This is a genomic window from Roseovarius azorensis (assembly GCF_900109455.1).
Taxonomy (GTDB): domain Bacteria; phylum Pseudomonadota; class Alphaproteobacteria; order Rhodobacterales; family Rhodobacteraceae; genus Roseovarius; species Roseovarius azorensis.
Window position 1 is genome coordinate 184,843 of the sequence record NZ_FOAG01000002.1, and the last position, 21,109, is coordinate 205,951.

General features: G+C 63.2%; 20 protein-coding genes. 6 read left to right on the forward strand and 14 right to left on the reverse strand.

From position 1 onward, the window contains the following. Positions 1 to 88: 88 nt before the first annotated feature. Positions 89 to 541 carry an Rrf2 family transcriptional regulator gene (locus BSG08_RS04180; RefSeq protein WP_093032535.1) on the forward strand — a complete coding sequence of 151 codons (453 nt, stop codon included), beginning with the start codon at positions 89 to 91 and terminating at the stop codon, positions 539 to 541. A 202-nt stretch (positions 542 to 743) separates the two neighbouring features. Here BSG08_RS04180 and BSG08_RS04185 read toward each other — a convergent pair whose 3' ends face one another. Genes BSG08_RS04185 through BSG08_RS04195 form a run of 3 tightly spaced genes read right to left on the reverse strand, consistent with a single transcriptional unit; the run spans position 744 to position 2,756 of the window. Further along, entirely contained in the window at positions 744 to 1,028 is a 285-nt protein-coding gene (locus tag BSG08_RS04185) for a nickel-binding protein (RefSeq protein ID WP_093032536.1), read from the reverse strand. Positions 1,029 to 1,071: 43 nt separating this feature from the next. Then, positions 1,072 to 1,629, reverse strand: coding sequence for a hypothetical protein (locus BSG08_RS04190; RefSeq protein ID WP_093032537.1), 558 nt, complete (start codon positions 1,627 to 1,629; stop codon positions 1,072 to 1,074). Positions 1,630 to 1,667: 38 nt separating this feature from the next. Continuing rightward, on the reverse strand, positions 1,668 to 2,756 hold the full coding sequence (locus tag BSG08_RS04195) for a PLP-dependent cysteine synthase family protein (protein WP_093032538.1): 1,089 nt from the start codon (positions 2,754 to 2,756) through the stop codon (positions 1,668 to 1,670). Positions 2,757 to 2,995: 239 nt separating this feature from the next. Between BSG08_RS04195 and BSG08_RS04200 the strand changes: the two genes are divergently transcribed. Then, the gene (locus tag BSG08_RS04200; protein ID WP_093032540.1) at positions 2,996 to 4,546 is read left to right on the forward strand and encodes a winged helix-turn-helix domain-containing tetratricopeptide repeat protein; all 1,551 of its coding nucleotides are present in this window, start codon (positions 2,996 to 2,998) and stop codon (positions 4,544 to 4,546) included. Positions 4,547 to 4,646: 100 nt separating this feature from the next. Here the strand turns inward: BSG08_RS04200 and BSG08_RS04205 are convergent, their stop codons facing one another. Continuing rightward, entirely contained in the window at positions 4,647 to 6,332 is a 1,686-nt protein-coding gene (locus BSG08_RS04205; protein ID WP_093033295.1) for a thiamine pyrophosphate-dependent enzyme, read from the reverse strand. Between the two features lie 139 nt (positions 6,333 to 6,471). Between BSG08_RS04205 and BSG08_RS04210 the strand changes: the two genes are divergently transcribed. Then, positions 6,472 to 6,915 carry an NUDIX domain-containing protein gene (locus tag BSG08_RS04210; protein ID WP_093032567.1) on the forward strand — a complete coding sequence of 148 codons (444 nt, stop codon included), beginning with the start codon at positions 6,472 to 6,474 and terminating at the stop codon, positions 6,913 to 6,915. On the opposite strand, the gene BSG08_RS04215 is transcribed toward BSG08_RS04210, so the two are convergent. The 3 genes from BSG08_RS04215 to groES form a co-directional block, all read right to left on the reverse strand. Next, the gene (locus BSG08_RS04215) at positions 6,899 to 7,762 is read right to left on the reverse strand and encodes a DMT family transporter (RefSeq protein ID WP_139274531.1); all 864 of its coding nucleotides are present in this window, start codon (positions 7,760 to 7,762) and stop codon (positions 6,899 to 6,901) included. The genes BSG08_RS04210 and BSG08_RS04215 overlap by 17 nt on opposite strands. A gap of 166 nt (positions 7,763 to 7,928) precedes the next feature. Next, positions 7,929 to 9,572 carry a chaperonin GroEL gene (gene groL, locus BSG08_RS04220; protein WP_093032569.1) on the reverse strand — a complete coding sequence of 548 codons (1,644 nt, stop codon included), beginning with the start codon at positions 9,570 to 9,572 and terminating at the stop codon, positions 7,929 to 7,931. Between the two features lie 55 nt (positions 9,573 to 9,627). Then, on the reverse strand, positions 9,628 to 9,939 hold the full coding sequence (gene groES, locus BSG08_RS04225) for a co-chaperone GroES (protein WP_093032570.1): 312 nt from the start codon (positions 9,937 to 9,939) through the stop codon (positions 9,628 to 9,630). A gap of 256 nt (positions 9,940 to 10,195) precedes the next feature. On the opposite strand from groES, the gene BSG08_RS04230 reads away from it, so the two are divergent. After that, the gene (locus BSG08_RS04230) at positions 10,196 to 11,116 is read left to right on the forward strand and encodes a manganese-dependent inorganic pyrophosphatase (protein WP_093032571.1); all 921 of its coding nucleotides are present in this window, start codon (positions 10,196 to 10,198) and stop codon (positions 11,114 to 11,116) included. A gap of 67 nt (positions 11,117 to 11,183) precedes the next feature. Here BSG08_RS04230 and BSG08_RS04235 read toward each other — a convergent pair whose 3' ends face one another. From BSG08_RS04235 to BSG08_RS04245, 3 genes are all read right to left on the reverse strand, one after another. After that, positions 11,184 to 11,909 (reverse strand): helix-turn-helix transcriptional regulator, encoded by a 726-nt coding sequence (locus tag BSG08_RS04235; protein WP_093032572.1) that lies wholly within the window; start codon positions 11,907 to 11,909, stop codon positions 11,184 to 11,186. A 356-nt stretch (positions 11,910 to 12,265) separates the two neighbouring features. After that, the gene (gene ccrA / locus BSG08_RS04240; RefSeq protein ID WP_093032573.1) at positions 12,266 to 13,552 is read right to left on the reverse strand and encodes a crotonyl-CoA carboxylase/reductase; all 1,287 of its coding nucleotides are present in this window, start codon (positions 13,550 to 13,552) and stop codon (positions 12,266 to 12,268) included. A gap of 136 nt (positions 13,553 to 13,688) precedes the next feature. Next, complete coding sequence (locus tag BSG08_RS04245; RefSeq protein WP_093032574.1) at positions 13,689 to 15,062, reverse strand: 1-acyl-sn-glycerol-3-phosphate acyltransferase; 1,374 nt, start codon at positions 15,060 to 15,062, stop codon at positions 13,689 to 13,691. Positions 15,063 to 15,199: 137 nt separating this feature from the next. On the opposite strand from BSG08_RS04245, the gene BSG08_RS04250 reads away from it, so the two are divergent. Beyond that, positions 15,200 to 17,179, forward strand: coding sequence for a protein meaA (locus BSG08_RS04250; protein WP_093032575.1), 1,980 nt, complete (start codon positions 15,200 to 15,202; stop codon positions 17,177 to 17,179). Beyond that, a complete protein-coding gene (locus BSG08_RS04255) occupies positions 17,176 to 17,622 on the forward strand; it encodes a GNAT family N-acetyltransferase (protein WP_093032576.1) in 447 nt (148 codons plus the stop codon). The genes BSG08_RS04250 and BSG08_RS04255 overlap by 4 nt, the downstream gene beginning before the upstream one ends. Before the next feature lie 219 nt (positions 17,623 to 17,841). Here the strand turns inward: BSG08_RS04255 and BSG08_RS04260 are convergent, their stop codons facing one another. The 4 genes from BSG08_RS04260 to BSG08_RS04275 are packed head-to-tail and all read right to left on the reverse strand — an operon-like array spanning position 17,842 to position 21,098. Next, positions 17,842 to 18,537 carry an ABC transporter ATP-binding protein gene (locus BSG08_RS04260; protein ID WP_093032584.1) on the reverse strand — a complete coding sequence of 232 codons (696 nt, stop codon included), beginning with the start codon at positions 18,535 to 18,537 and terminating at the stop codon, positions 17,842 to 17,844. After that, the gene (locus BSG08_RS04265; RefSeq protein WP_245770589.1) at positions 18,521 to 19,246 is read right to left on the reverse strand and encodes an ABC transporter ATP-binding protein; all 726 of its coding nucleotides are present in this window, start codon (positions 19,244 to 19,246) and stop codon (positions 18,521 to 18,523) included. Before BSG08_RS04265 ends, BSG08_RS04260 begins: the two co-directional genes overlap by 17 nt. Then, entirely contained in the window at positions 19,243 to 20,175 is a 933-nt protein-coding gene (locus BSG08_RS04270) for a branched-chain amino acid ABC transporter permease (protein ID WP_093032589.1), read from the reverse strand. The genes BSG08_RS04265 and BSG08_RS04270 overlap by 4 nt, the downstream gene beginning before the upstream one ends. After that, the gene (locus BSG08_RS04275; protein WP_093032592.1) at positions 20,172 to 21,098 is read right to left on the reverse strand and encodes a branched-chain amino acid ABC transporter permease; all 927 of its coding nucleotides are present in this window, start codon (positions 21,096 to 21,098) and stop codon (positions 20,172 to 20,174) included. Before BSG08_RS04275 ends, BSG08_RS04270 begins: the two co-directional genes overlap by 4 nt. Positions 21,099 to 21,109: the final 11 nt, after the last annotated feature.

A 21,109-nucleotide genomic window follows, 5' to 3' on the forward strand; every position in this document is an offset into this window, starting at 1 on the left:
AGCAGATGATCCGTCAGCGCCTTTGCAGATTGGACTAGATCTGCTAATACGCATTGTAAATACCAATTCATGCAAAGAGCCAGCGACCATGCGCCTCACCTCCTTTACAGATTTCGGCCTGCGTATGCTGATGCGCATGGCCAGCGCCCCGGAACGCGCCTTTTCAACCACCGAACTGGCCGGGGAATTCGGCCTGTCGCGCAATCATCTGGCCAAGATCATGCAGCATCTCGCTCATTCGGGGCTGATCGAGACGCGGCGCGGCGGCGGTGGCGGTGCCACGCTGGCCTACGCGCCGCAGGATATCCGCCTTGGCGATATCGTGCGTCAACTGGAAGCCGGTCAATCGCTCGTCGAATGTATGGGCACAGATGGTGGAGCCTGCACGCTGGACGGGCGATGTCGCCTGAAAACGAAACTACGCCGCGCCGAGGCTGCGTTTCTCGGCGAACTCGACAGTGCAACGCTGGCCGATATCGCCCTGCCGCCAGCACAACACGCACTTTTCCACACGCCAAAGTCGCAGCCAGGCGGCAAGTGAAGAATGCAGAACGGAGCCTGGCTGATCGCTCGATACAAGACGCATACTGAAACTAGCGTGACATGTGCGATACCGCAGGATCAGCGGCATCCGCACGCCCAGCCCCGCAGTTCGCAGAGCCGGAACTCATCTCAAGTCATCGCGCCGCCTTTCGTGCCATCTCCTGTGCGATACCCTGCCGGCAATCTGCCAAGAATGTCGTTCAACCCGGATCGGGCCGCACGACCACGGTGGCGCCGATGGGTATGATGTCGTCCCCCGGCATGCCAACGCTGCGCGCATGCTCGCGCAGCGCCTCCTCATCCACCGCCTCATAGATGCAGCAGGTTCCCAGTCGCCCGTCATGTTCGTTCAACACGTAGGATCGTATCCAGCGCACCTTGTCGGGCATGTCCTCATTGCCGATGCGCGCCGAAATCCCGGCCGTCTTCTCGAGTTCGGCCTGATTTGCCCAGGCACTGGGTCGGCGGATCATGTAGAGTTGCATGCTGATTGCTCCTTTCTGAGAGTGTTTGACCAGTGGCGCGCCATCATGGCGCGTCTTTCGCCTCGATCGGGACCATCACATGCCAGAGTGGCGTATCACTCCACATGACATATGGTCCGCCTGCGTAGGGATCGTTCGGCAACCCTGCCACCATATCCTTGTCAGGAAAAAGGATCATGAGATGCGGACCTTCCTGAACCCAGACCCCGCCGTCGTTATGATCCGTTGCCATCGGATCCGCGTTGTTGACCATCGCGTCGCCGGCCAGCATGTAGGATATCCCGATCACGTCAGTCGTGAATGTCCCGCCAGACGATATCGCCTCCATCCACTTCATCCAGACGGCATCATTGCACATCGGGTGGGTATCGCCCGGAATCAGAGGGATGCCGGGAAAACACACCCAGCCATTCGTTCCTTGCTGCAGGAGCGTCCCATCAAGATCCAGAAACGTAGCGTTATCAGAAATATCCGGCGGCGCTGCCGTTCTGGCCCGTTTGATCTTGTCGGCGGTCGTTTCCGCATTTGCACCGGACGCTATCAGTGAAACAAGTGACGCAACGAACGCGCCTTTCACGGCGGGGTGGTTGATCTGAAACATTGCGTAAATTCCTTATGATAGTGGGTTGATATTGTGTGTCAGCCGGTCGCCATCCGGTATCCCGGCGTCGAAAGCGACAGTGCGTGCTCCTCGTCATCCATGTCTTCGGGAATACCCTCGAAAAGCGGCGTGGTCAGATACCGCTCGCCGGTGTCGGGCAACATGGCGAGGATCACCGATCCTTTTGGTGCCCGTTCCGCGATCTGCATGGCGACGGCGAAGCTTGCCCCGCCCGAGACGCCGGTCAGGATGCCTTCGCGCGCCGCCAACCTCTTCGCCCAGACAATGCCGTCCGCGCCAGAAACCGCGATCAGATCGTCGTATCCCCCGTTATCCAGCGCCTCCTGCAACACCAGCGGGATGAAATCGGGCGTCCAGCCCTGGATCGGATGCGGCTCGAAGGCGGGATGGCTGACTGCGGGCGAGCCGTCCGTGCCGCGTTCCTGCGCCACGCCGCTTGCGATCAGTGCGGCATTCGCGGGTTCGCTCAGAATGATCCTTGTCTCCGGCCGCTCCCTGCGCAGCACGCGGGCCAGCCCCGTGACCGTGCCACCTGTACCATATCCGGTCACCACATAGTCCAGCCGGTCACCCGCGAAATCACCAAGGATCTCCCGGGCGGTGGTCGCTTCGTGAATGTCGGCATTGGCCGATGTCTCGAACTGGCGGGCAAGGAACCAGCCGTGTTTTTCGGCGAGTTCGACCGCCTTCATGTACATGCCGGTGCCTTTCTGCGCGCGTGGCGTCAGCACCACCTTCGCGCCCAGCATCCGCATCAGTCGCCGCCGTTCGACCGAGAAGCTGTCGGCCATGGTCACCACCAGTGGATAACCCTTCTGCGCACATACCATCGCAAGCCCGATGCCGGTATTGCCGCTGGTCGCCTCGACAACGGTCTGGCCTGGCCGCAGGGTCCCCGCCCTCTCTGCCGCCTCGATGATATTCAGCGCCAGCCGATCCTTGACCGAGGCCAGCGGGTTGAAGAACTCGGCCTTGACGTAAACCCTGACGCCTGCCGGTGCGATATTGTTCACACGGATCACCGGCGTGTCACCGACCGTGTCGAGGATCGAGTCGAAAAGGCGCCCGCGCCCGGTCGTGGTCCGAATACCCGCTTGCTTTAACATCTGAGTCCGCTCCCTGTTGGTTGACTGGATTATGCTTGCCTGACCATCGCAGCGCTGCGTCACACCCGGACAGCGCCAGTTGATCCGCGCGTCGCCGACAGGATCGACATGTTGAACGACACCTCGGCCAAGGCGATTACGGTATGACTAAAGGAATCTTGACCGATTTTCCCCCGAGAAGCTTGACGCCTTTCTGAAGTTTTCCTGTAGAGAGCCGAATTTCTGCGGTATTCTACTTTATGGCATGGCGGTTCGGCGAATTCACACTGGACCCGGACGGGTTCGATCTCTGCCGGAACGGACAGCCGGTTCGGGCAGAGCCGCAGGTGCTGGATCTCGTCATCCATCTGATCCGACATCGTGACCGGATGGTCAGCAAAGACGAGATCGCAAGGGTTGTCTGGAACGGAAGACCTGTCTCGGACGCCAGCATCTCCAGTCGTATCCGGTCGGCGCGCAAGGCACTTTGCGACAGTGGAAAGGACCAGACCGTCATCCGGACGGTTCATCGGCGCGGTTTCCGTTTTCTTGCCGAAGTAACCGAAATCGTCGCAGCCCGGCCTGCAAGCACCGAACAACCGGCGGGTTCGGAAAATGCCGAGTTTTCGCGCCCGTCGATTGCGGTGCTGCCCTTTCGCCCGCTCGGAGCCACACCCGACCTTTCAGTCCTTGCCGAGGCGATCCCGCATGAGATCATCCAGGCCCTGTCGCGTCTGCGCTGGTTGGCGGTGATCGCGCGCGGATCGTCCTTTCGCTTCGGCGGGTCCGGGAACAACCTCGATCTGGTTGGCACCGCACTGGGTGCGGGATATGTCCTCTCCGGTACGATTGAATTGGCTGGCAACAGCATCGTCGTCATTCTTGAACTGGCCGATGCCGGGCGCGGCGAAGTGATCTGGGGCGATCGGTTGACCGCCCCCAAAACCGAGATCGAGGAGCTTCGACAGCGCATCGTCGCGCAAGTCGTGACCGCGCTCGACCTTCGTGTGCCGCAAAACGAAGCACGACTCGCCAGTCTGGCCGGTGTCGAACAACTTGACGCCTGGAAGGTCTTTCACCTGGGTCTGAGCCAGCTCTATCGCTTTACCCCGGCGGCAAACGAAACTGCCAAAGGTCATTTTCAACGCGCGATCGCTCTGGATCCACGCTTTGCACGGGCCCACGCGGGACTGTCATTCACACGCTTTCTGGATGCCTTTCTTCACCTCGGCACGGATGATCGGGAAGCGTCCATGGCAGCGCGGCGCCATGCCGAATGGGGTCTGGAACTCGATCCGCTCGACCCCTTCACGCATTACACGATGGGCCGCTCTTTTTGGTTGACTGGCGAACCCGAGGTCGCGGCAGGATGGTTGCACCGCGCCGTCGAATTGAACCCGAACTATGCGCAGGGCCATTACGCCGGTGCCTTCACTGCTATGCTGACCGGCAATACCGCAGCGGTCGGAACCGGACTCGATATCGCGCTCAGCCTTAGTCCGCTCGATCCGCTGCTTTATGGCATGCACGGGGTGCGCGCGCTGTCACTGCTCCGGGTCGGTGACACGCGGGCGGCCGCCCGCTGGGCAGACCGCGCCGCGACAACGCCAGGGGCGCATTATCTGATCGCGATGATCGCAGCCATCGCCAACGGTCTTGACGGCCGCCACCAGCAAGCCGCCCGCTGGCGACAGGAAGCACGCCGTCGCAAGCCCGAAGCCTGCGCCACCCATTTCCTCGCGGCGTTCCCGATGGTGGACGGCGACGCGCGCGTCCAGCTTCAAGACGAGTTGCAGCGGCAGGGATTCTGAGCTACGAAGATCGCCACTCACGGCGAAAGATCGCAGCAATTTCCGCAACGATCACAAACGCTTCCACGACCTGACCAAGGACCGGAGCTATGAACCCGATCTAACCCTTCGTCCGCGCGGCAAGCGCCGCTTCGCGCATCTGGCTAAGGCTGGCGCGCGGGGTCAGCGCCTCGGGCGAAATCGCCAGATCGAGCAGCGCGCCGGTATCGGAGGCGCGCGCGCGGTCAAACGCCGCCGCAAACGCCTCGGTATCCTCGACCCGCTCGGCATGAAACCCGTAGGCCCGCGCCAGCGCCACGAAATCGGGATTGACCATCGTCGTCCCCGACACGCGCGTCGGATAATTACGTTCCTGATGCGCGCGGATCGTGCCGTAAATGCCGTTGTTGAGCACCAGAATGATTGGTTGCGCACCCGCCTGCCGGGCCGTCGCCAGTTCCTGACAGGTCATCTGGAAATCACCGTCACCCGCGAAGCAGACTACCTCTCTCTCCGGGTGAACCAGTTTGGCCGCGATCGCCGCCGGCACGCCATAGCCCATCGCCCCCGATTGCGGCCCCAGCAATCGCGCGCGCGCGCCATATTTCAGGAATCGCCCCGACCAGATCGCGAAATTTCCGGCACCATTAGTGATGATCGCATCCTCGGACAGCACCGCGCGCAGATGCGCCGTCACCTTGCCCATATCGACCGGCGAGGGCAGATCCGGCAGATCGAACCCCGCCTCCCAGGCCGCGCGCCCCTCTGTGCGCCATGTCGCCCAATCGCCCCGCACCGGCCCCGCCGCCGCCAGCGCGCCGACAAAGGCATTCGGCCCCGCCTGAATGCCCAGAACCGGCTGATACACCTTGCCCAGTTCCAGATCGGAGGCATGCACGTGGATCAGCCGCTGTTTCGGCTGAGGCACATCAAGCAGCGTGTAGCCATCGGTCGAATTCTCGCCAAAGCGGTTGTTGAGCGCGAGGATCACATCCGCCTCGGCGATCAGCCGCCTTACCGCTGGCACCATGCCCACCCCCGCCTCACCGCAAAAGACGGATGAATGATTGTCGAACTGATCCTGATAGCGAAAGACCGACACCACCGGGATGTCCGACCCTTCGGCAAATGCCTGCAATGCCGCGCGGCCCGCCTCCGACCAGTTGCAACCGCCATAAAGGATTAGGGGTCGCTGCGCGTCTTGCAGCAGCCTGCGCGCCTTTTGCAGTGCCTCCGTGGCGGGTGCGGCCTCGGGATACTCCCCCGGCCCGGTCAGGGGCGCGATGTCCGTAAGGCTGGTCAGCATGTCCTCGGGCAGCGCAACCACCACCGGGCCGGGCCGACCGGTCAGGGCGGTTTTCCATGCCCGCGCGGTGATCTCGGGGATGCGCGTCACATCGTCGATCTCGACCGCCCACTTGACCATCGTGCCGAACACGGCGCGGTAATCGACCTCCTGAAACGCCTCGCGCCCTTTCATGGAGGTCGCCACCTGCCCGACGAACAGGATCATCGGCGCGCTGTCCTGCATCGCGGTATGCACACCGATAGAGGCATTGGTTGCCCCCGGCCCGCGCGTGACCCAGCAGATGCCGGGTGATCCGGTCAGCTTGCCATAGGCGGCGGCCATGAAGGCGGCACCCCCCTCCTGTCGGCACAGCGTGAAATCAAGACGCCCCGCCGTATCGTGCAGCGCATCGAGCACCGCCAGATAGCTTTCGCCCGGCACACCGAATGTGTGTCGCGCCCCAAGCGCCAGCAAACAGTCCACCAGAAGCTGACCGCCATTGCGCCTGTTGTCCGACATCACCCGATCCTTTCTCTTGCTCCGCGCCAAGCTGACCCATCGGGCGGGGCAAAGACAAGCCCCGATTTCGCCCACTTGCCGCCCGCTGCCGGACTGCGCATAGTCGCGCCATACCGCCGCCGACACTGTGAGAAACGCCATGCCCTCACCCCGCCTAGCCACCCGCGCCGTGATCGTCCATGACCACCGCCTGCTATTGGTGAACGCCTATGCCGATGCCGCCAGCACGCTCTGGTGTGCGCCCGGCGGCGGGGTAGTGGCGGGGCAATCCCTGCCCGAGAACCTGATGCGCGAGGTGCATGAAGAAACGGGCCTGCAGATCCGCGTCGGCGCGCCCTGCCTGGTCAACGAATTCCATTCCCCCGAGACCGGATTTCATCAGGTCGAGGTGTTCTTTCGCTGCACCCTGATCTCGGGCATGCTCAGCGACACATGGCAGGATCCCGAGGATATCGTGACCCGCCGCCGCTGGATCACCCGCGACGGCATGGCGGGATTGCGGTTCAAACCCGACAGCCTTGCCGACGTGGCCTTCAACCGCGGCATGGGCTATGATCCGCTCGAAATCATCGTGCCGCCCTGATCCTGTGCAGGGGCAGAATCGAAATCGCCACACCGCCCAGGACCACGGCGCTGGCCGCGATGAATTCCAGGCTCAGGCTCTCGGCCAGGAATATCATGCCGCCACCCATGGCGATCACCGGCACCGTCAGTTGCGCCACCGCCGCCACCGACGCGGGCAGGCGCGGCAATACCGTATACCACAGCGCATAACCCAGCCCCGAGGTCACCGCCCCCGACAGGATCGCCAGCAGCACGCCGTCAGCGCTCGCGATCATACCCTGTGACCCGGCAGGCAGGACAAGCCCCAGCGCCACCCCCAGCGGCGCCGCCCATATGAAATTCGCCGCCGTCGCCGTCAGCGCATCCCCGGTCTTGCGTCCGGTCAGCGAATAGATACCCCATCCCACGCCCGCCGCCGCCATCAGGAACCCGTGCAGCGCGCTAACGTTCGGTCCGGCACCCGGCCACAAAAGCCAGGCAAGCCCGCCAATCGCCAACCCCGCCCCAAGCCAGCGCCGCCCCGGCATCGCCTCACGCGCGATGATGCCGCCTGCGAACATGGTGATCTGCACCACGCCAAACAGAATGAGCGCGCCAAGCCCGGCATCAAGCCCCCTGTAGGCACCCGAGAACCCATAGATATAAACCAGCAGCGAGAGCACCCCGGCCAGCCGCCCCGGTCCCCGCAGCCGGATCCCCCCGCGCAACAGAACGCACAGCGCCCCCAGCATCACGGCCCCGGCCAACAGCCGGACCGAGCCGAATGTCACGTCATCGATCGTGCCCCCGGCAACCGCCATCCGGTTCAGCACCGAATTGGCGGCAAAGGCGGTCATGGTCAGGGCGATCAGAAGAAACAGGCGCATACCACTCTTGCTATCCAACTTTGTCCAGATAGAACAGCCATGCTGTTGCAAAACCCCGGCGTTTCACCGTTCCAAAATACTCATGCTGCAACGCGGCCCCGCGCAACACACAACAAAAAAGGGCCGCCCGAAGGCGACCCCAATTCGTATTTCCCGGAACGGGAGCTTACATCATGCCGCCCATGCCGCCCATGTCGGGCATGCCGCCACCGGCACCTGCGCCTTCCTTGGCGGGCTTGTCGGCGACCATCGCTTCGGTGGTGATCAGCAGGCCGGCGATCGAGGACGCATCCTCGAGTGCGGTGCGAACGACCTTGGCCGGGTCGATCACGCCGAACTTGAACATGTCGCCATATTCATCGGTCTGCGCGTTGTAGCCGAACTTGAGATCGCTGCTCTCACGGACCTTGCCAGCGACGACCGAACCGTCAACACCGGCGTTCTCGGCGATCTGACGCAGCGGCGCCTCCAGCGCCTTGCGCACGATGGCGATGCCGGCGTTCTGGTCGGCATTGGCGCCTTCGAGGCCCTGCAGCTTCTTGGCTGCCTGCACCAGAGACACGCCACCACCGACAACAATCCCCTCCTGCACTGCGGCGCGGGTTGCGTTCAGCGCGTCGTCCACACGGTCCTTGCGCTCTTTCACCTCGGTTTCGGTCATGCCGCCAACGCGGATCACGGCCACGCCACCGGCGAGTTTCGCAACACGCTCCTGCAGCTTTTCACGGTCGTAGTCCGAGGTGGTGTCCTCGATCTGCTGACGGATCTGAGCAACGCGCGCTTCGATCTCGGCTTTTGCGCCATGGCCGTCCACGATAGTGGTTTCGTCCTTGGTGATCGAGATTTTCTTGGCGGTGCCCAGCATGTCCATGCCGACATTTTCCAGCTTCATGCCCAGATCTTCGCTGATCACCTGACCGCCGGTCAGGATCGCGATATCCTGCAGCATCGCCTTACGGCGATCGCCAAAGCCAGGGGCCTTGACGGCAGCGATCTTGAGGCCGCCGCGCAGCTTGTTGACCACGAGGGTTGCCAGCGCTTCGCCTTCGACATCCTCGGCAATGATCAGCAACGGTTTCTGCGACTGGATCACCTGCTCAAGCAGCGGCACCATCGGTTGCAGCGAGGACAGTTTCTTTTCGTGCAGCAGGATCAGACAGTCTTCGAGTTCCGCAACCATCTTGTCGGCGTTGGTCACGAAATAGGGGCTCAGATAGCCACGGTCGAATTGCATCCCCTCGACCACGTCGGTCTCGGTTTCCAGGCCCTTGTTTTCCTCGACGGTGATGACACCCTCGTTGCCGACCTTCTGCATCGCATCGGCGATCTGACGGCCGATCTCGGTCTCGCCATTGGCAGAGATGGTGCCGACTTGCGCCACTTCGGCGCTGTCGCTCACCGGGCGCGACGCGGCCTTGATGGCTTCGACAACCTTGCTGGTTGCCAGATCAATCCCGCGCTTGAGGTCCATCGGGTTCATTCCTGCGGCAACCGCCTTCATGCCTTCCCTGACGATGGCCTGTGCCAGAACCGTCGCGGTGGTAGTGCCGTCACCAGCCTCGTCATTGGTGCGCGAGGCCACTTCCTTGACCATCTGCGCGCCCATGTTCTCGAACTTGTCTTCCAGTTCTATTTCCTTGGCGACCGTGACACCGTCCTTGGTGATGCGCGGCGAGCCAAAGGATTTGTCGATCACCACGTTGCGGCCCTTGGGGCCCAGCGTGACCTTGACCGCATCGGCCAGGGTGTTGACGCCTTTGAGCATGCGATTGCGGGCGTCGGTGTTAAAACGTACGTCTTTTGCAGCCATTTTCAGGTGCTCCTGTTGTCTTGATTGTCCGGGTTCATGTCACGAAGCGCGGCGTTCAGGCGGCTTTCGCGGCCTTGTCGCTGGTGATGATGCCCAGAATGTCGCTCTCTTTCATGATCAACAGCTCTTCGCCCTCGACCGTCACCTCGGTGCCCGACCATTTGCCGAACAGGATACGGTCGCCGGCCTTGACGGCCATCGCGATCAGTTCGCCATTGTCCTTGCGGGCGCCTTCGCCGCAGGCAACAACCTGACCTTCGCTGGGTTTTTCTTTTGCGCTGTCGGGGATGATCAGCCCGCCTGCGGTTTTCTCTTCGCTTTCAACGCGGCGGACAAGCACGCGGTCATGCAGCGGTTTAAATGCCATCTCTGAGGCTCCTTGGCTCAAAGTTACTCCCTATGATCCCTCCGAGGGGATCGTTAGCACTCAGGTCCATAGAGTGCTAACGGCGCATAGCTAGGGTTTTAGAAGAGCCGAGTCAACACTGAAATCCGATAAAAATTGCCTCTTCGACCAGGCGCATCGGCGGGATTTCATGCCGCAGCGCAGCATCCCGACGTGACAATGGCCTCGCCCCCGCCTATAAGGCCCGAAACCTCGTATCAACCACAGGATTCCCTTCATGACCACGCTCGTTTTCGGCCACAAGTCGCCCGACACCGATTCCACCGGCTCGCCTGTTCTCTGGGCCTGGTATCTGAACGAGGTAAAGGGCATCAAGGCCGAGGCCGTGCTTCTGGGCGAGCCCAACACCGAGGCCACCTTCATGTTGCGGAAATGGGATCTGCCCAAACCGCGCATCATCACCGATATCGACCCGGATCAGCCCTGCGTGATCGTCGACACCAATAACCCCGCCGAGTTGCCCGGTCGGATCAACGCCGCTGATATTCAGGCCATCATCGACCATCACAAACTGGTCGGCGGACTGGAAACCAAAGGGCCGATCGACATTACCATCCGCCCGTTGGCCTGCACCGCAACGATCATGCTCGATCTGATGGGCGAGGCCGCCGCGCAGATGCCCGATTGGGCCAAGGGTGCGGCGCTGACCTGCATTCTCAGCGACACGCTCGCATTCCGCTCGCCCACCACCACCCCGCATGATCGGGCGACCGCCGAGCGCCTCGCTGCCGATCTGGGCATCTCGATCCCCGACTATGCCGCCGAGATGTTCGCCGCGAAATCCGACGTTTCGGCCTTTTCCGATGCCGAACTGCTGCGGATGGACTCCAAGGAATACGAGGTTGCCGGCACGAAATTCCGCGTCAGCGTTCTGGAAACCACCGCCCCGACCATCGTGCTGGACCGCAAGGCAAGCCTGGTGGAAACGATGAAAACCGTGGCCGCCGAGGATGGGGTCGATCAGGTGCTGCTCTTTGTGGTCGATATCCTGAACGAAGAGGCGACGCTTCTGATTCCCAACGATCTGGTCAGGACGCTGGCCGAAAAGAGCTTTGGCGCGCGCGTCTCGGGCGATACGGTGGTTCTGCCGGGCATCATGAGCCGCAAGAAGCAGATCATTCCCAACCTCAAGCTCTGAGGCACCGCAACCAGCCTTTCGGAGAGGGGGCGCGCGCCCCCTTTTTCAGCGCGTAAAGGTCATTGCATCAGATCACGATCAGCCCGCGTGCCGTGGCCCGCGCAACCGCATGCACCGTGTTCACCGCCCCCAGCTTGAATCGCGCCGATTCGATATAGACCCTCAGCGTATGCTCCGAGATGCTAAGCGTCTGCGCCACCTGCGCCCGGCTGTATCCCATCGCCAGCAGCGTCAGCCCGTCCACCTCGCGCGGCGATAACGGCTGAACCTTGTCGGCGGCCCGGTCCGGCTCGAATTCCAGCGCCCTTTGATTGAACGTATGGGCAATCAGCACCAGATCGCGCCGGTGGCGCGCGATAAAGGCCTCCCAACTGGCGTCATCGCAATCATGGCTGACCGTGAACAGGGCAAATTGCCCGTTGGGTCCGCGCACCGGCACCGAATAGCCCTGATGGCCGATACCATAGGAAATCGCCTCTTGCTGAAAGGCGCGCGCCGCCTTGCCTGACCAATCCAGTTGCTTCCAGTCCACCGGGTGAAACCGCTGGTAACAGCCCTGTACGACCGGATCGACCCGCAGATAATCCTGTTCAAGATAGCGGCGCACCCAGATGTCCGGATAGGTGCCGCAACCATATTGGTCCCCGGTCGCGCTGACCCAGTGATAGACCATGTGATCGACGCGGTGAAAATCGCGCAGCTGCCCGATGAGCCGTTGCAGATCCTCCAGATCAGAGGCCCGTTCGACAGCCTCCAGCAATGTCTCCAGCCGCACGGGCGGGGCCGCGTTCATTCCCGGCAGGTCCTTCCCCAGTCAACGCCAGCTCGGTCGCGGCCACCAGCCTTGTGTCATCCAGCTGTTCGGCCAGAACGCTCAACCCGTTGTCGCGGGCAAAGGTCTGCAGATCGGCAAGAACGTCGAGTATCCATTGGTTTCGCATCGCGAGCCTCACTTAACACTGGTTAATAATGTGTTAACACAACCATAACATGTGAGTTACTCGATTGTTACTCACCATTTTCTCTTCCCCCGAAATGGCGGGACGGTGTCGGGATCGGCCGCTTTGCGGAAATCCCTTGCGGAATGCAAAACCCGCAAGCCAATCTTCTGGCCTGCGGGTCTTTCCGCCTGATCCGGGAGCCCTGCGTTCAGCGACCGGCCTCGACCACGTCCCCGACCGTGCGCAGCCCGGTGCGCGGGGCCTGCACAAGCACCGCCATGTTGCCCGGCTTGTGTTCGTTGCGCAGCATCTTGAGATGCGCGCGCGGGATCTCGTCCCATGGGAACACCTCGGACATGCAGGGATCCAACCGTCGCTCGACCATCAGCTTGTTCGCTGCGGACGCCTGCTTGAGATGCGCGAAATGACTGCCCTGCAAACGCTTCTGATGCATCCACATATAGCGCACGTCGAAGGTGCAGTTGAACCCTGTGGTGCCCGCGCAGATCACGACCATGCCACCCTTCTTGCACACCAGCGCCGAAACCGGAAAGGTCGCCTCGCCGGGATGTTCAAAGACCATGTCGACGCTCACCCCCTTGCCGGTGATATCCCAGATCGCCTTGCCAAAGCGGCGCGCCTCCTTGAGCCAGTCGTTGTATTCCGGCGTGTTCACCTTAGGCAACTGGCCCCAGCAGTTGAATTCCTTGCGGTTGATCGCCCCCTTGGCGCCCAGGCTCATGACAAAATCGCGCTTGTCCTCCTCGGAGATCACGGCAATCGCATTCGCCCCTGCCGTGTTGATCAGCTGGATCGCATAGGATCCCAGCCCGCCCGACGCGCCCCAGACCAGCACGTTCTGTCCGGGCTTGAGATCATGCGGCTGATGCCCGAACAGCATCCGATAGGCCGTGGCCAGCGTCAGTGTGTAGCAGGCGCTTTCCTCCCATGTCAGGTGCCTGGGGCGCGGCAACAGCTGCTGCGCCTGCACATTGGTGAACTGGGCAAAGCTGCCATCGGGAGTCTCATAGCCCCAGATCCGTTGGCTGGGCGAAAACATCGGATCGCCGCCGTTGCATTCCTCGTCGTCGCCGTCGTCCTGGTTGCAGTGGATCACCACCTCGTCGCCCACCTTCCAGCGCTTGACCTTGTCGCCCACGGCCCAGACTACGCCTGCCGCATCCGATCCGGCGATGTGATATTCGGCCTTGTGAACGTCAAACGGGCTGATCGGAATGCCAAGACCGGCCCAGACGCCGTTGTAATTGACGCCCGCCGCCATCACCAGAACCAGCACCTCGTTGCTGTCCGGTCTGGGCGTTTCGACCACCTCGACCTGAAAACTCTTGTCGGGTTCGCCATGCCGCTCTCGGCGGATCGCCCAAGCATACATCTGCCTTGGCACATAGCCGAGCGGCGGCATTTCACCGATCTCGTACAGATCCTTTTCGGGAGCGTCGTAGGGCGCGATGCCCATTTCCGTATCCAATGCCATGACCAGCCTCCTGTCAGCAATTGCCGCGACGCAGAATCGCGGGCATCTGACTTGGGAATAGTGACGGTGACGTAATATTGCAATATCAAAGGCGTGTTTTTTGTAATTTTATGACCGAGCGTTTGCAGAAAATCCCTCATTCCTCGCTGCGTATGCGAAACAGATGTGCGATAGAGGCGGCGTAATAGGCCAGAACCGCGCGCTCTTTCTCGACCACGGTGAATACGCCCTGACGCTCCACGATCATCCCGCGCTTGCGCAGCACCTGAATGCCGAACCGCGCCGCATAACCCTGATTGTCGCGCGGCATATGCACATGCGCCCGCGGCACCGCATCCAGCATCCGCGTCACCGCCTTATCCACCGCCTCGCGGCTGAGCGGCTCCTCGGCCATGATCAGCGCCCGCGCCACCAGCGGCACCGGCAGCACCGGCACCTGCTCGCCGATCCGCCGCATCAGCAGTTGCGCCAGCCCGCGGACGCCCGCTGCGGGATAATCCCTCTGGAACTCCGCCAGGGACACCGGCGCGCCAAAGCTGACCGCAGCATAACCGTGCCGGTGATACTTGCCCTTCAATCGCAGCCATATCTGATTCAGCACGAAGCGGGCCACGACGCTGATCCGCGCCGGAAATCTGCGCCCGCCCGCCTGTCCTGCCGCGACCAGCAGGCGATCCTCGAAAACCCGGTCGTAATTGATCGCCACCGGCACAAAGACCACGTCACGCCCCTGCACGCTGCGCTCTTCCACCATGTAGGACAGCAGACCCAGCTTGGGCGGCTGCAATGCCCCGTCAAGGCTCAGCCCGCCCTCGGGGAACATAGCCTGCGTCACGCCGCCATCGGTCGCCATGCCGACATAGCGGGCCAGCACCCGGCGATAGAGATCATTGCGTGATTTGCGACGGATGAAATAGGCCCCCATCGCCTTGATCAGGTGGCTCAGCGGCCAGACCCGCGCCCATTCCCCCACCGCATAGCTCAGCGCCGACCGCTCCGCCGCCAGCCATGTCACCAGCACGTAATCCATATTGCTGCGATGGTTCATCACGAAAACCACCGTCGCCTCACGGTCCACCCGTGCCAGCGCCTCCTCGTCGAAATGCCCCAGCCGAACGCGATAGAGCGACCGGCTCAGCCATTTCGCCAGTTTGATCGCGATGCCGAAATAGGCGGTGGCGGAGAAGCTGGGAACGATCTCGCGCGCATAGCGCCGGGCCTTTTCAAAGGCCACGTTCTCCGGAACCCCCTCGGCCTGCGCATGCGCGGCGATGGCCCGGCTCACCTCGGGATCATAGATCAGCCGCTGGATCATGTCATAGCGTCGCGCCAGCTTGAATGGCTCGATCGGGCGCTGCAAGCGCGTATTCAGCTTCGCCACCGCCCGCTCCAGCCTCCGCCGCAGGAACCAGCGCACCGAGGGAAACAGGAAATGACTGGCAAAGGTGACGGCCGCAAACCCCACCAGCAACACCAGCGCCCAGAGGGGCATTTCAACCGTTTGACCCATCGCTGCACCAAATCAGGGTTTTGGGCTGTGGTAAATGCCCCCATGCCGCAATGCAGCGAATTGACAGCGTAACCTTCTTGCCTATACCCTGCCGTGAAACGTAACAAAATTGCGCACCCTGATTCACGAGGCCGCTCATGTCGGACACCCAGTCGCAGCCGCAGAAAGACAAGCCTTGGTTGATCCGCACCTATGCGGGCCATTCCACCGCCGCGAAATCCAACGCGCTCTACCGCGCCAATCTCGTCAAGGGGCAAACCGGCCTCTCTGTGGCCTTCGACCTGCCTACCCAGACAGGATACGACAGCGATCATGTGCTCGCGCGCGGCGAGGTCGGCAAGGTCGGCGTGCCGGTCTGCCATCTGGGCGACATGCGCACGCTCTTTGATGCGATCCCGCTGGATCAGATGAACACCTCGATGACGATCAACGCCACCGCCCCCTGGCTTCTGGCGCTCTATATCGCCGTGGCCGAGGAACAGGGCGCGGATGTGACCGCCCTGCAAGGCACGGTCCAGAACGACCTGATCAAGGAATATCTCAGCCGGGGCACCTATATCTGCCCACCCGCACCCAGCCTCAGGATGATCGGCGACGTGGCCGAATATTGCTACAAGCACGTCCCGAAATGGAACCCGATGAACGTCTGTTCCTACCACCTGCAAGAGGCGGGCGCCACGCCGGAACAGGAACTGGCCTTTGCACTGGCCACCGCCACCGCCGTTCTGGACGAGTTGAAACCGCGCGTCGCGGCAGAGGATTTCCCGGCGCTGGCGGGGCGGATTTCGTTCTTCGTCAACGCGGGCATCCGCTTTGTCACCGAGATGTGCAAGATGCGCGCCTTCGTCGATCTCTGGGACGAGATCCTGCGCGACCGCTACGGCGTGGACGATCCGAAACACCGCCGCTTCCGTTATGGTGTGCAGGTCAATTCCCTTGGCCTGACCGAGCAGCAGCCGGAAAACAACGTCTACCGCATCCTGATCGAGATGCTGGCCGTGACCCTGTCGAAAAAGGCTCGCGCCCGCGCCGTGCAACTGCCTGCATGGAACGAGGCGCTTGGCCTGCCGCGCCCATGGGATCAGCAGTGGTCCATGCGCATGCAACAGATCCTCGCCTATGAAACCGACCTTCTGGAATTCGATGACCTCTTTGACGGCAACCCCGCCGTGGACGCCAAGGTCGAGGCCCTGAAAAACGGCGCGCGGCATGAGCTGGCCAATCTCGACAGCATGGGAGGCGCGGTTTCCGCCATCGAGTACATGAAATCCCGTCTGGTCGAGAGCAACGCCGAACGGCTGAACCGGATCGAGCGCAACGAAACGATCGTCGTCGGCGTCAACCGCTGGCAGGAGGGCGAACCGTCGCCACTGCAGACCGAGGATGGTGGCATCATGGTCGTCGATCCGGCGGTCGAGGCCGATCAGATCGCACGCCTGCAAGACTGGCGCAACGCCCGCGACGATGCCGCCGTCAGATCCGCCCTCGCTGCCCTGCGCGCCGCCGCCGCGGAGGGGCGCAATGTAATGGAACCCTCAATTGCCTGCGCCCGCGCCGGGGTCACCACCGGCGAATGGGCCGCGCAGATGCGCGCTGTCTTCGGGGAATATCGCGGGCCGACGGGTGTCTCTGTCAGCCCCTCGAACAGGACCGAGGGTCTTGACGATATCCGCGCCGCCGTCGATGCGGTCTCTGACCGGCTTGGCCGCCGCCTCAAGTTCCTTGTGGGCAAGCCGGGGCTGGACGGTCATTCCAACGGCGCCGAGCAGATCGCGTTCCGTGCCCGCGATTGCGGCATGGATATAGGCTATGCGGGCATCCGCCTGACGCCCGAAGAGATCGTGCGCGCCGCCGTTGCGGACGGCGCCCATGTGGTCGGGCTCTCGATCCTGTCCGGCAGCCATATGCCGCTGGTCGAGGAACTGATGCAACGCATGCGCGCCGCCGGTCTGGGTGACGTGCCGGTGATCGTCGGCGGCATCATCCCCGAGGACGACTCCCGCCGCCTGCGCGAAATGGGTGTTGCGCGGATCTACACGCCAAAGGATTTCGAGCTGAACACGATCATGATGGACATCGTCGCCCTCGCCGATCCACAGGCAGTCGCCGCCGAATGACCGGAGCGCTCACGATCCGCCCGATCCAGCCCGGCGACCGCCCCGCATGGGGCGATCTCTGGCGCGCCTACTTGGCGTTCTATGAGACCGCCCTGCCCGAGACGATTTACGACACCACCTTTGCCCGGCTCCTCTCGCCCGATCACCCGGACCAGAACGGGTTGATTGCGCTGTTGGACGATCGCCCGGCGGGCCTTGTGCATTACATCTACCATGCGCACAACTGGCGGGTGGAGCAGGTCGGCTATCTGCAAGACCTTTACGCAGCCCCCGAGGCGCGTGGATGCGGCGTAGGCCGTGCGCTGATCGAGGCGGTCTATGCCCACGCCGATGCAGATGGCTGCCCCGCGGTCTACTGGCTGACGCAGGAATTCAACGCAACCGCGCGTCAGCTCTATGACAGAATCGGCAAACTCACGCCTTTCGTGAAGTATACGCGCTGAGATGGCCTGGGGCCTGAGGCAGACACCTGACATCCCGGTGATAACCCGCGCGGTCGTCGGGCCGGGGACTGGCGATCCGACGGGTGGGAACTGCCGCTTTATGCCGCAAACCCCGTATCACTCCAAAGTGCTGCGCGACCCCTTCGGCGCTGTTTCGCGCGGGGATTTGCCTCACCCTCCGCATCAGGCCAATCTTCTGCCGCCCGCAGGATTCACACCCTACACGCCCACATAGCGGTCGATGATCGCATGATTGGCGCGCAGGGCCTCGGCGGGCATCACCGCGCCGCCCTGACCGTTCTCGATGAACGCCACGCGGTCCGCCACTTCGAGCACCGAATCGACCCGCTGCTCGACCAGCAGGACCGCGACCCCATCGTCGCGCATCCTGACGATCACCTCGCGGATCGCGGCGATCATCGAGGGCTGCAACCCCTCTGCCGGCTCGTCCAGCAACAGCGCCCGGGGCCGCAGGCACAGCGCCCGCGCCGTAGCCAGCATCTGCTGCTCGCCGCCCGACAGGGTCTGCGCACGCTGATGATAGCGTTCGCGCAGGCGCGGAAAGAGGTCCAGCACCTCTTCGCGCACCTCCGGGCCGCTGTCCCGCGCCATCAGGCCGATTTCGAGATTCTGCGCCACCGTCAACTCGGCAAACAGCCTGCGCCCCTGCGGGATATAGCCCACGCCCGCGCGCGGCACCCGGTGGGCGGGCAGCGCGCTCAATTCCGTCTGATCCAGCCAGATCCTGCCCGACATCAGCGGCAAGAGCCCCATGATCGCCTGCATGCAGGTGGTCTTGCCCGCGCCGTTGCGTCCCATGAGGCAGAGGATCTCGCCCGGCGCCACCTCAAGCGAGAGATGGCGCAGCACCTGCGCACGCCCGTATCCGGCGCTCACCCTATCCAGCCGCAGCATCGGATGTCCCCCCCAGATAGGCGGCCTGCACCTCGCGGCTGGCGCGGATCTGCTCTGGCGTTCCCTCGGCGAGAACCGCACCGAAATTCATCACCGTGATCCGTCCCGCCAGTTCCATGACCACGTGCATGTTGTGTTCGATCAGCAGGATCGTCGCCTCCTGCGCCAGATCGCGGATAAGGATCTTGAACCCCTCGATCTCGCCCTCGGCCAGGCCCTGTGTCGGCTCGTCGAGAATGAGCAGGCGCGGACGCTGCGCGATGCCCATTGCAATCTCCAGCAATCGCTGGTGCCCATAGGCCAGATCACCCGCCTCCTGATCCTTGCGGTCCGGCAATCCGACACGCTCCAGCACCTCGTCGATCACGGCATTCACCTGCCCCCCATGCGCCCGCCGCCGCGCCGCGAGTGCCACGTTTTCGGCAACGCTGAGGCGGGCAAAGACAGAGGTGATCTGGAACGTATAGGCCATGCCAAGCCGCATCCGCCGGTGCGCGGGCAGGCGGGTGATGTCCTGACCGTCGAACAGAACCCGCCCCGCCGTGGGTGCGATGCGGCCCGAGATCATGCCGACAAGCGTCGTCTTGCCCGCCCCGTTGGGGCCGATCAGCGCATGGATTTCCCCCTTGGGCAGGTCGAAATCCACCCCTTCGACGGCGCGCAACCCGGCAAACTGTTTGGACAATCCCCGCGTCGACAACAGCATCACGGCAGCCCCCGCCAGAGGCGCCGCCGCACCTCGCCCATTAGCCCCTGCGGCGCAAAGAGCGTGAGCAGCACCAGCGCCACGCCCGCGATCAGCATGTAGGCGGTCGTGATCCCGGAACTGAGGTCGATCAGGTAGAACATGAACAGCGTGCCGATGAACGGCCCCAGAACCGTCCCCGCCCCGCCCAGAAGCACCCAGAGAAGCGGAAAGATCGAATACTGCACGCTCGCGAAGGTCGCCCCCGCATAGCCGAACAACAGGCCATAGGCCGCGCCCGCCGCACCGGCCATCGTGCCGGAAATCACCATCGCCGCGAACTTGTGGGCAAAGACGTCATAGCCCAGCATGCGTACCCGCTCCTCGTTCTCACGGATCGCCACCAGCACCCGGCCAAACGGCGCGCGCACCAGCCAGAGGCTGAGCATGAGGCAGCAGCCAAACAGGATCAGCGCGGCCAGATAGCGGTTGCCCGGATCGCTCAGGTCGATGCCCCAGAGCATGCGCTGCGCCTGCTGGATCACGAATCCCTCGTCGCCGCGCGTGTAGGCCCCGAAATAGAGAACCGTCAGATATCCCGCCTGCGCGAACATCAACGTCACGATCATGAAGGCCACGCCGCCAGTGCGCAGCGCCAGCGCCGCCAGCCCCGCCGACACCACAGCCCCCGCCCCCAGTCCCGCCAGCAGTGCAGGTGCGGGGCTAAGGCCCAGATGCTGGACGCCCAGACCCATCCCGTACATGCCGGCGGCAAAAAACAGCGCATGTCCAAGACTCAGCAGCCCGGTGTAGCCGAAGAGCAGGTTATACCCCATCGCATAGCTGGCCAGCACCATCACCCGCGCCAGATTGCCGTGGTGATAGGCCGGCAGCACGAAGTGCAGCGCCAGCAGCAGGGCGATCAGCCCGGCATGCAGCCCGTAGACCCTCATGCCCCGCGCCCCCCGAACAGGCCCTGCGGGCGGAACACCAGCACCAGCCCGACCAGCAGCGTCGCCAGGATCTTGGCCAGCGTCGGCGAGAAAAAGACCGAGATGATGCCGTCGCTGAGGCCGATCAGCACGGCAGCCACGACCGTGCCCGGCAAACTGCCCAGCCCGCCGATGATGACGACGATGAAACTGAGCAGCAGGGGATCCGCCCCCATCAGGTAATGCGCCTGCTGAATCGGCACGATCAGCACCGCGGCCAGCGCCGCCAGCCCCGCGCCCAAGCCAAAGACCAGCGCATAGACCCGCTCGACCGGAATGCCGAACGCGAGCGCCATCTCGCGGTCCGCCTGTGTCGCGCGCATCACCAGCCCGATCCGGGTGCGCGCCATCAGCGCCCAGACCGCGCAGAGGATCACCACCGCCGCCCCGATCACCGCCAGCTTGTAGGATGTCGTGCCCAGCCCCCAGGGCCAGATCAGCGCCCAGCCATCGGCCCCCTTCTCGAACCACGGAATCGCCAGCCGGGTGTTGAACGGCGGCGTCACCGGACGCGCATCCGGGCCATATCCCATCAGCGTCAGTTGCTGGATGATATAGAGCAGGCCGATGGTGGCCACGATGGTGCGTTCGGGATCATATTCCAGCCGCTTGAGGATTGTCATGTCGGCGGCCACCGCCAGCGCCCCCACGATCAGCGGCGCGGCAACCAGCGCCAGCGCAAAGCCCACCGCCGGATACCCCGCCACCGCCTGCGCGATGGCCCAGGCGATCACCGCGCCCAGCATGAAGAATTCGCCATGCGCGATATTGACCACCCGCATCACGCCGAACACCAGGCTGAGGCCGACAGCCGTCAGCGCCAGCACCGCCGCCGTCACCGCCCCCTCAAGCGTCGCCAGCACCAGGTAGGGGCCGAGGTCCATTTCAGCGGCCT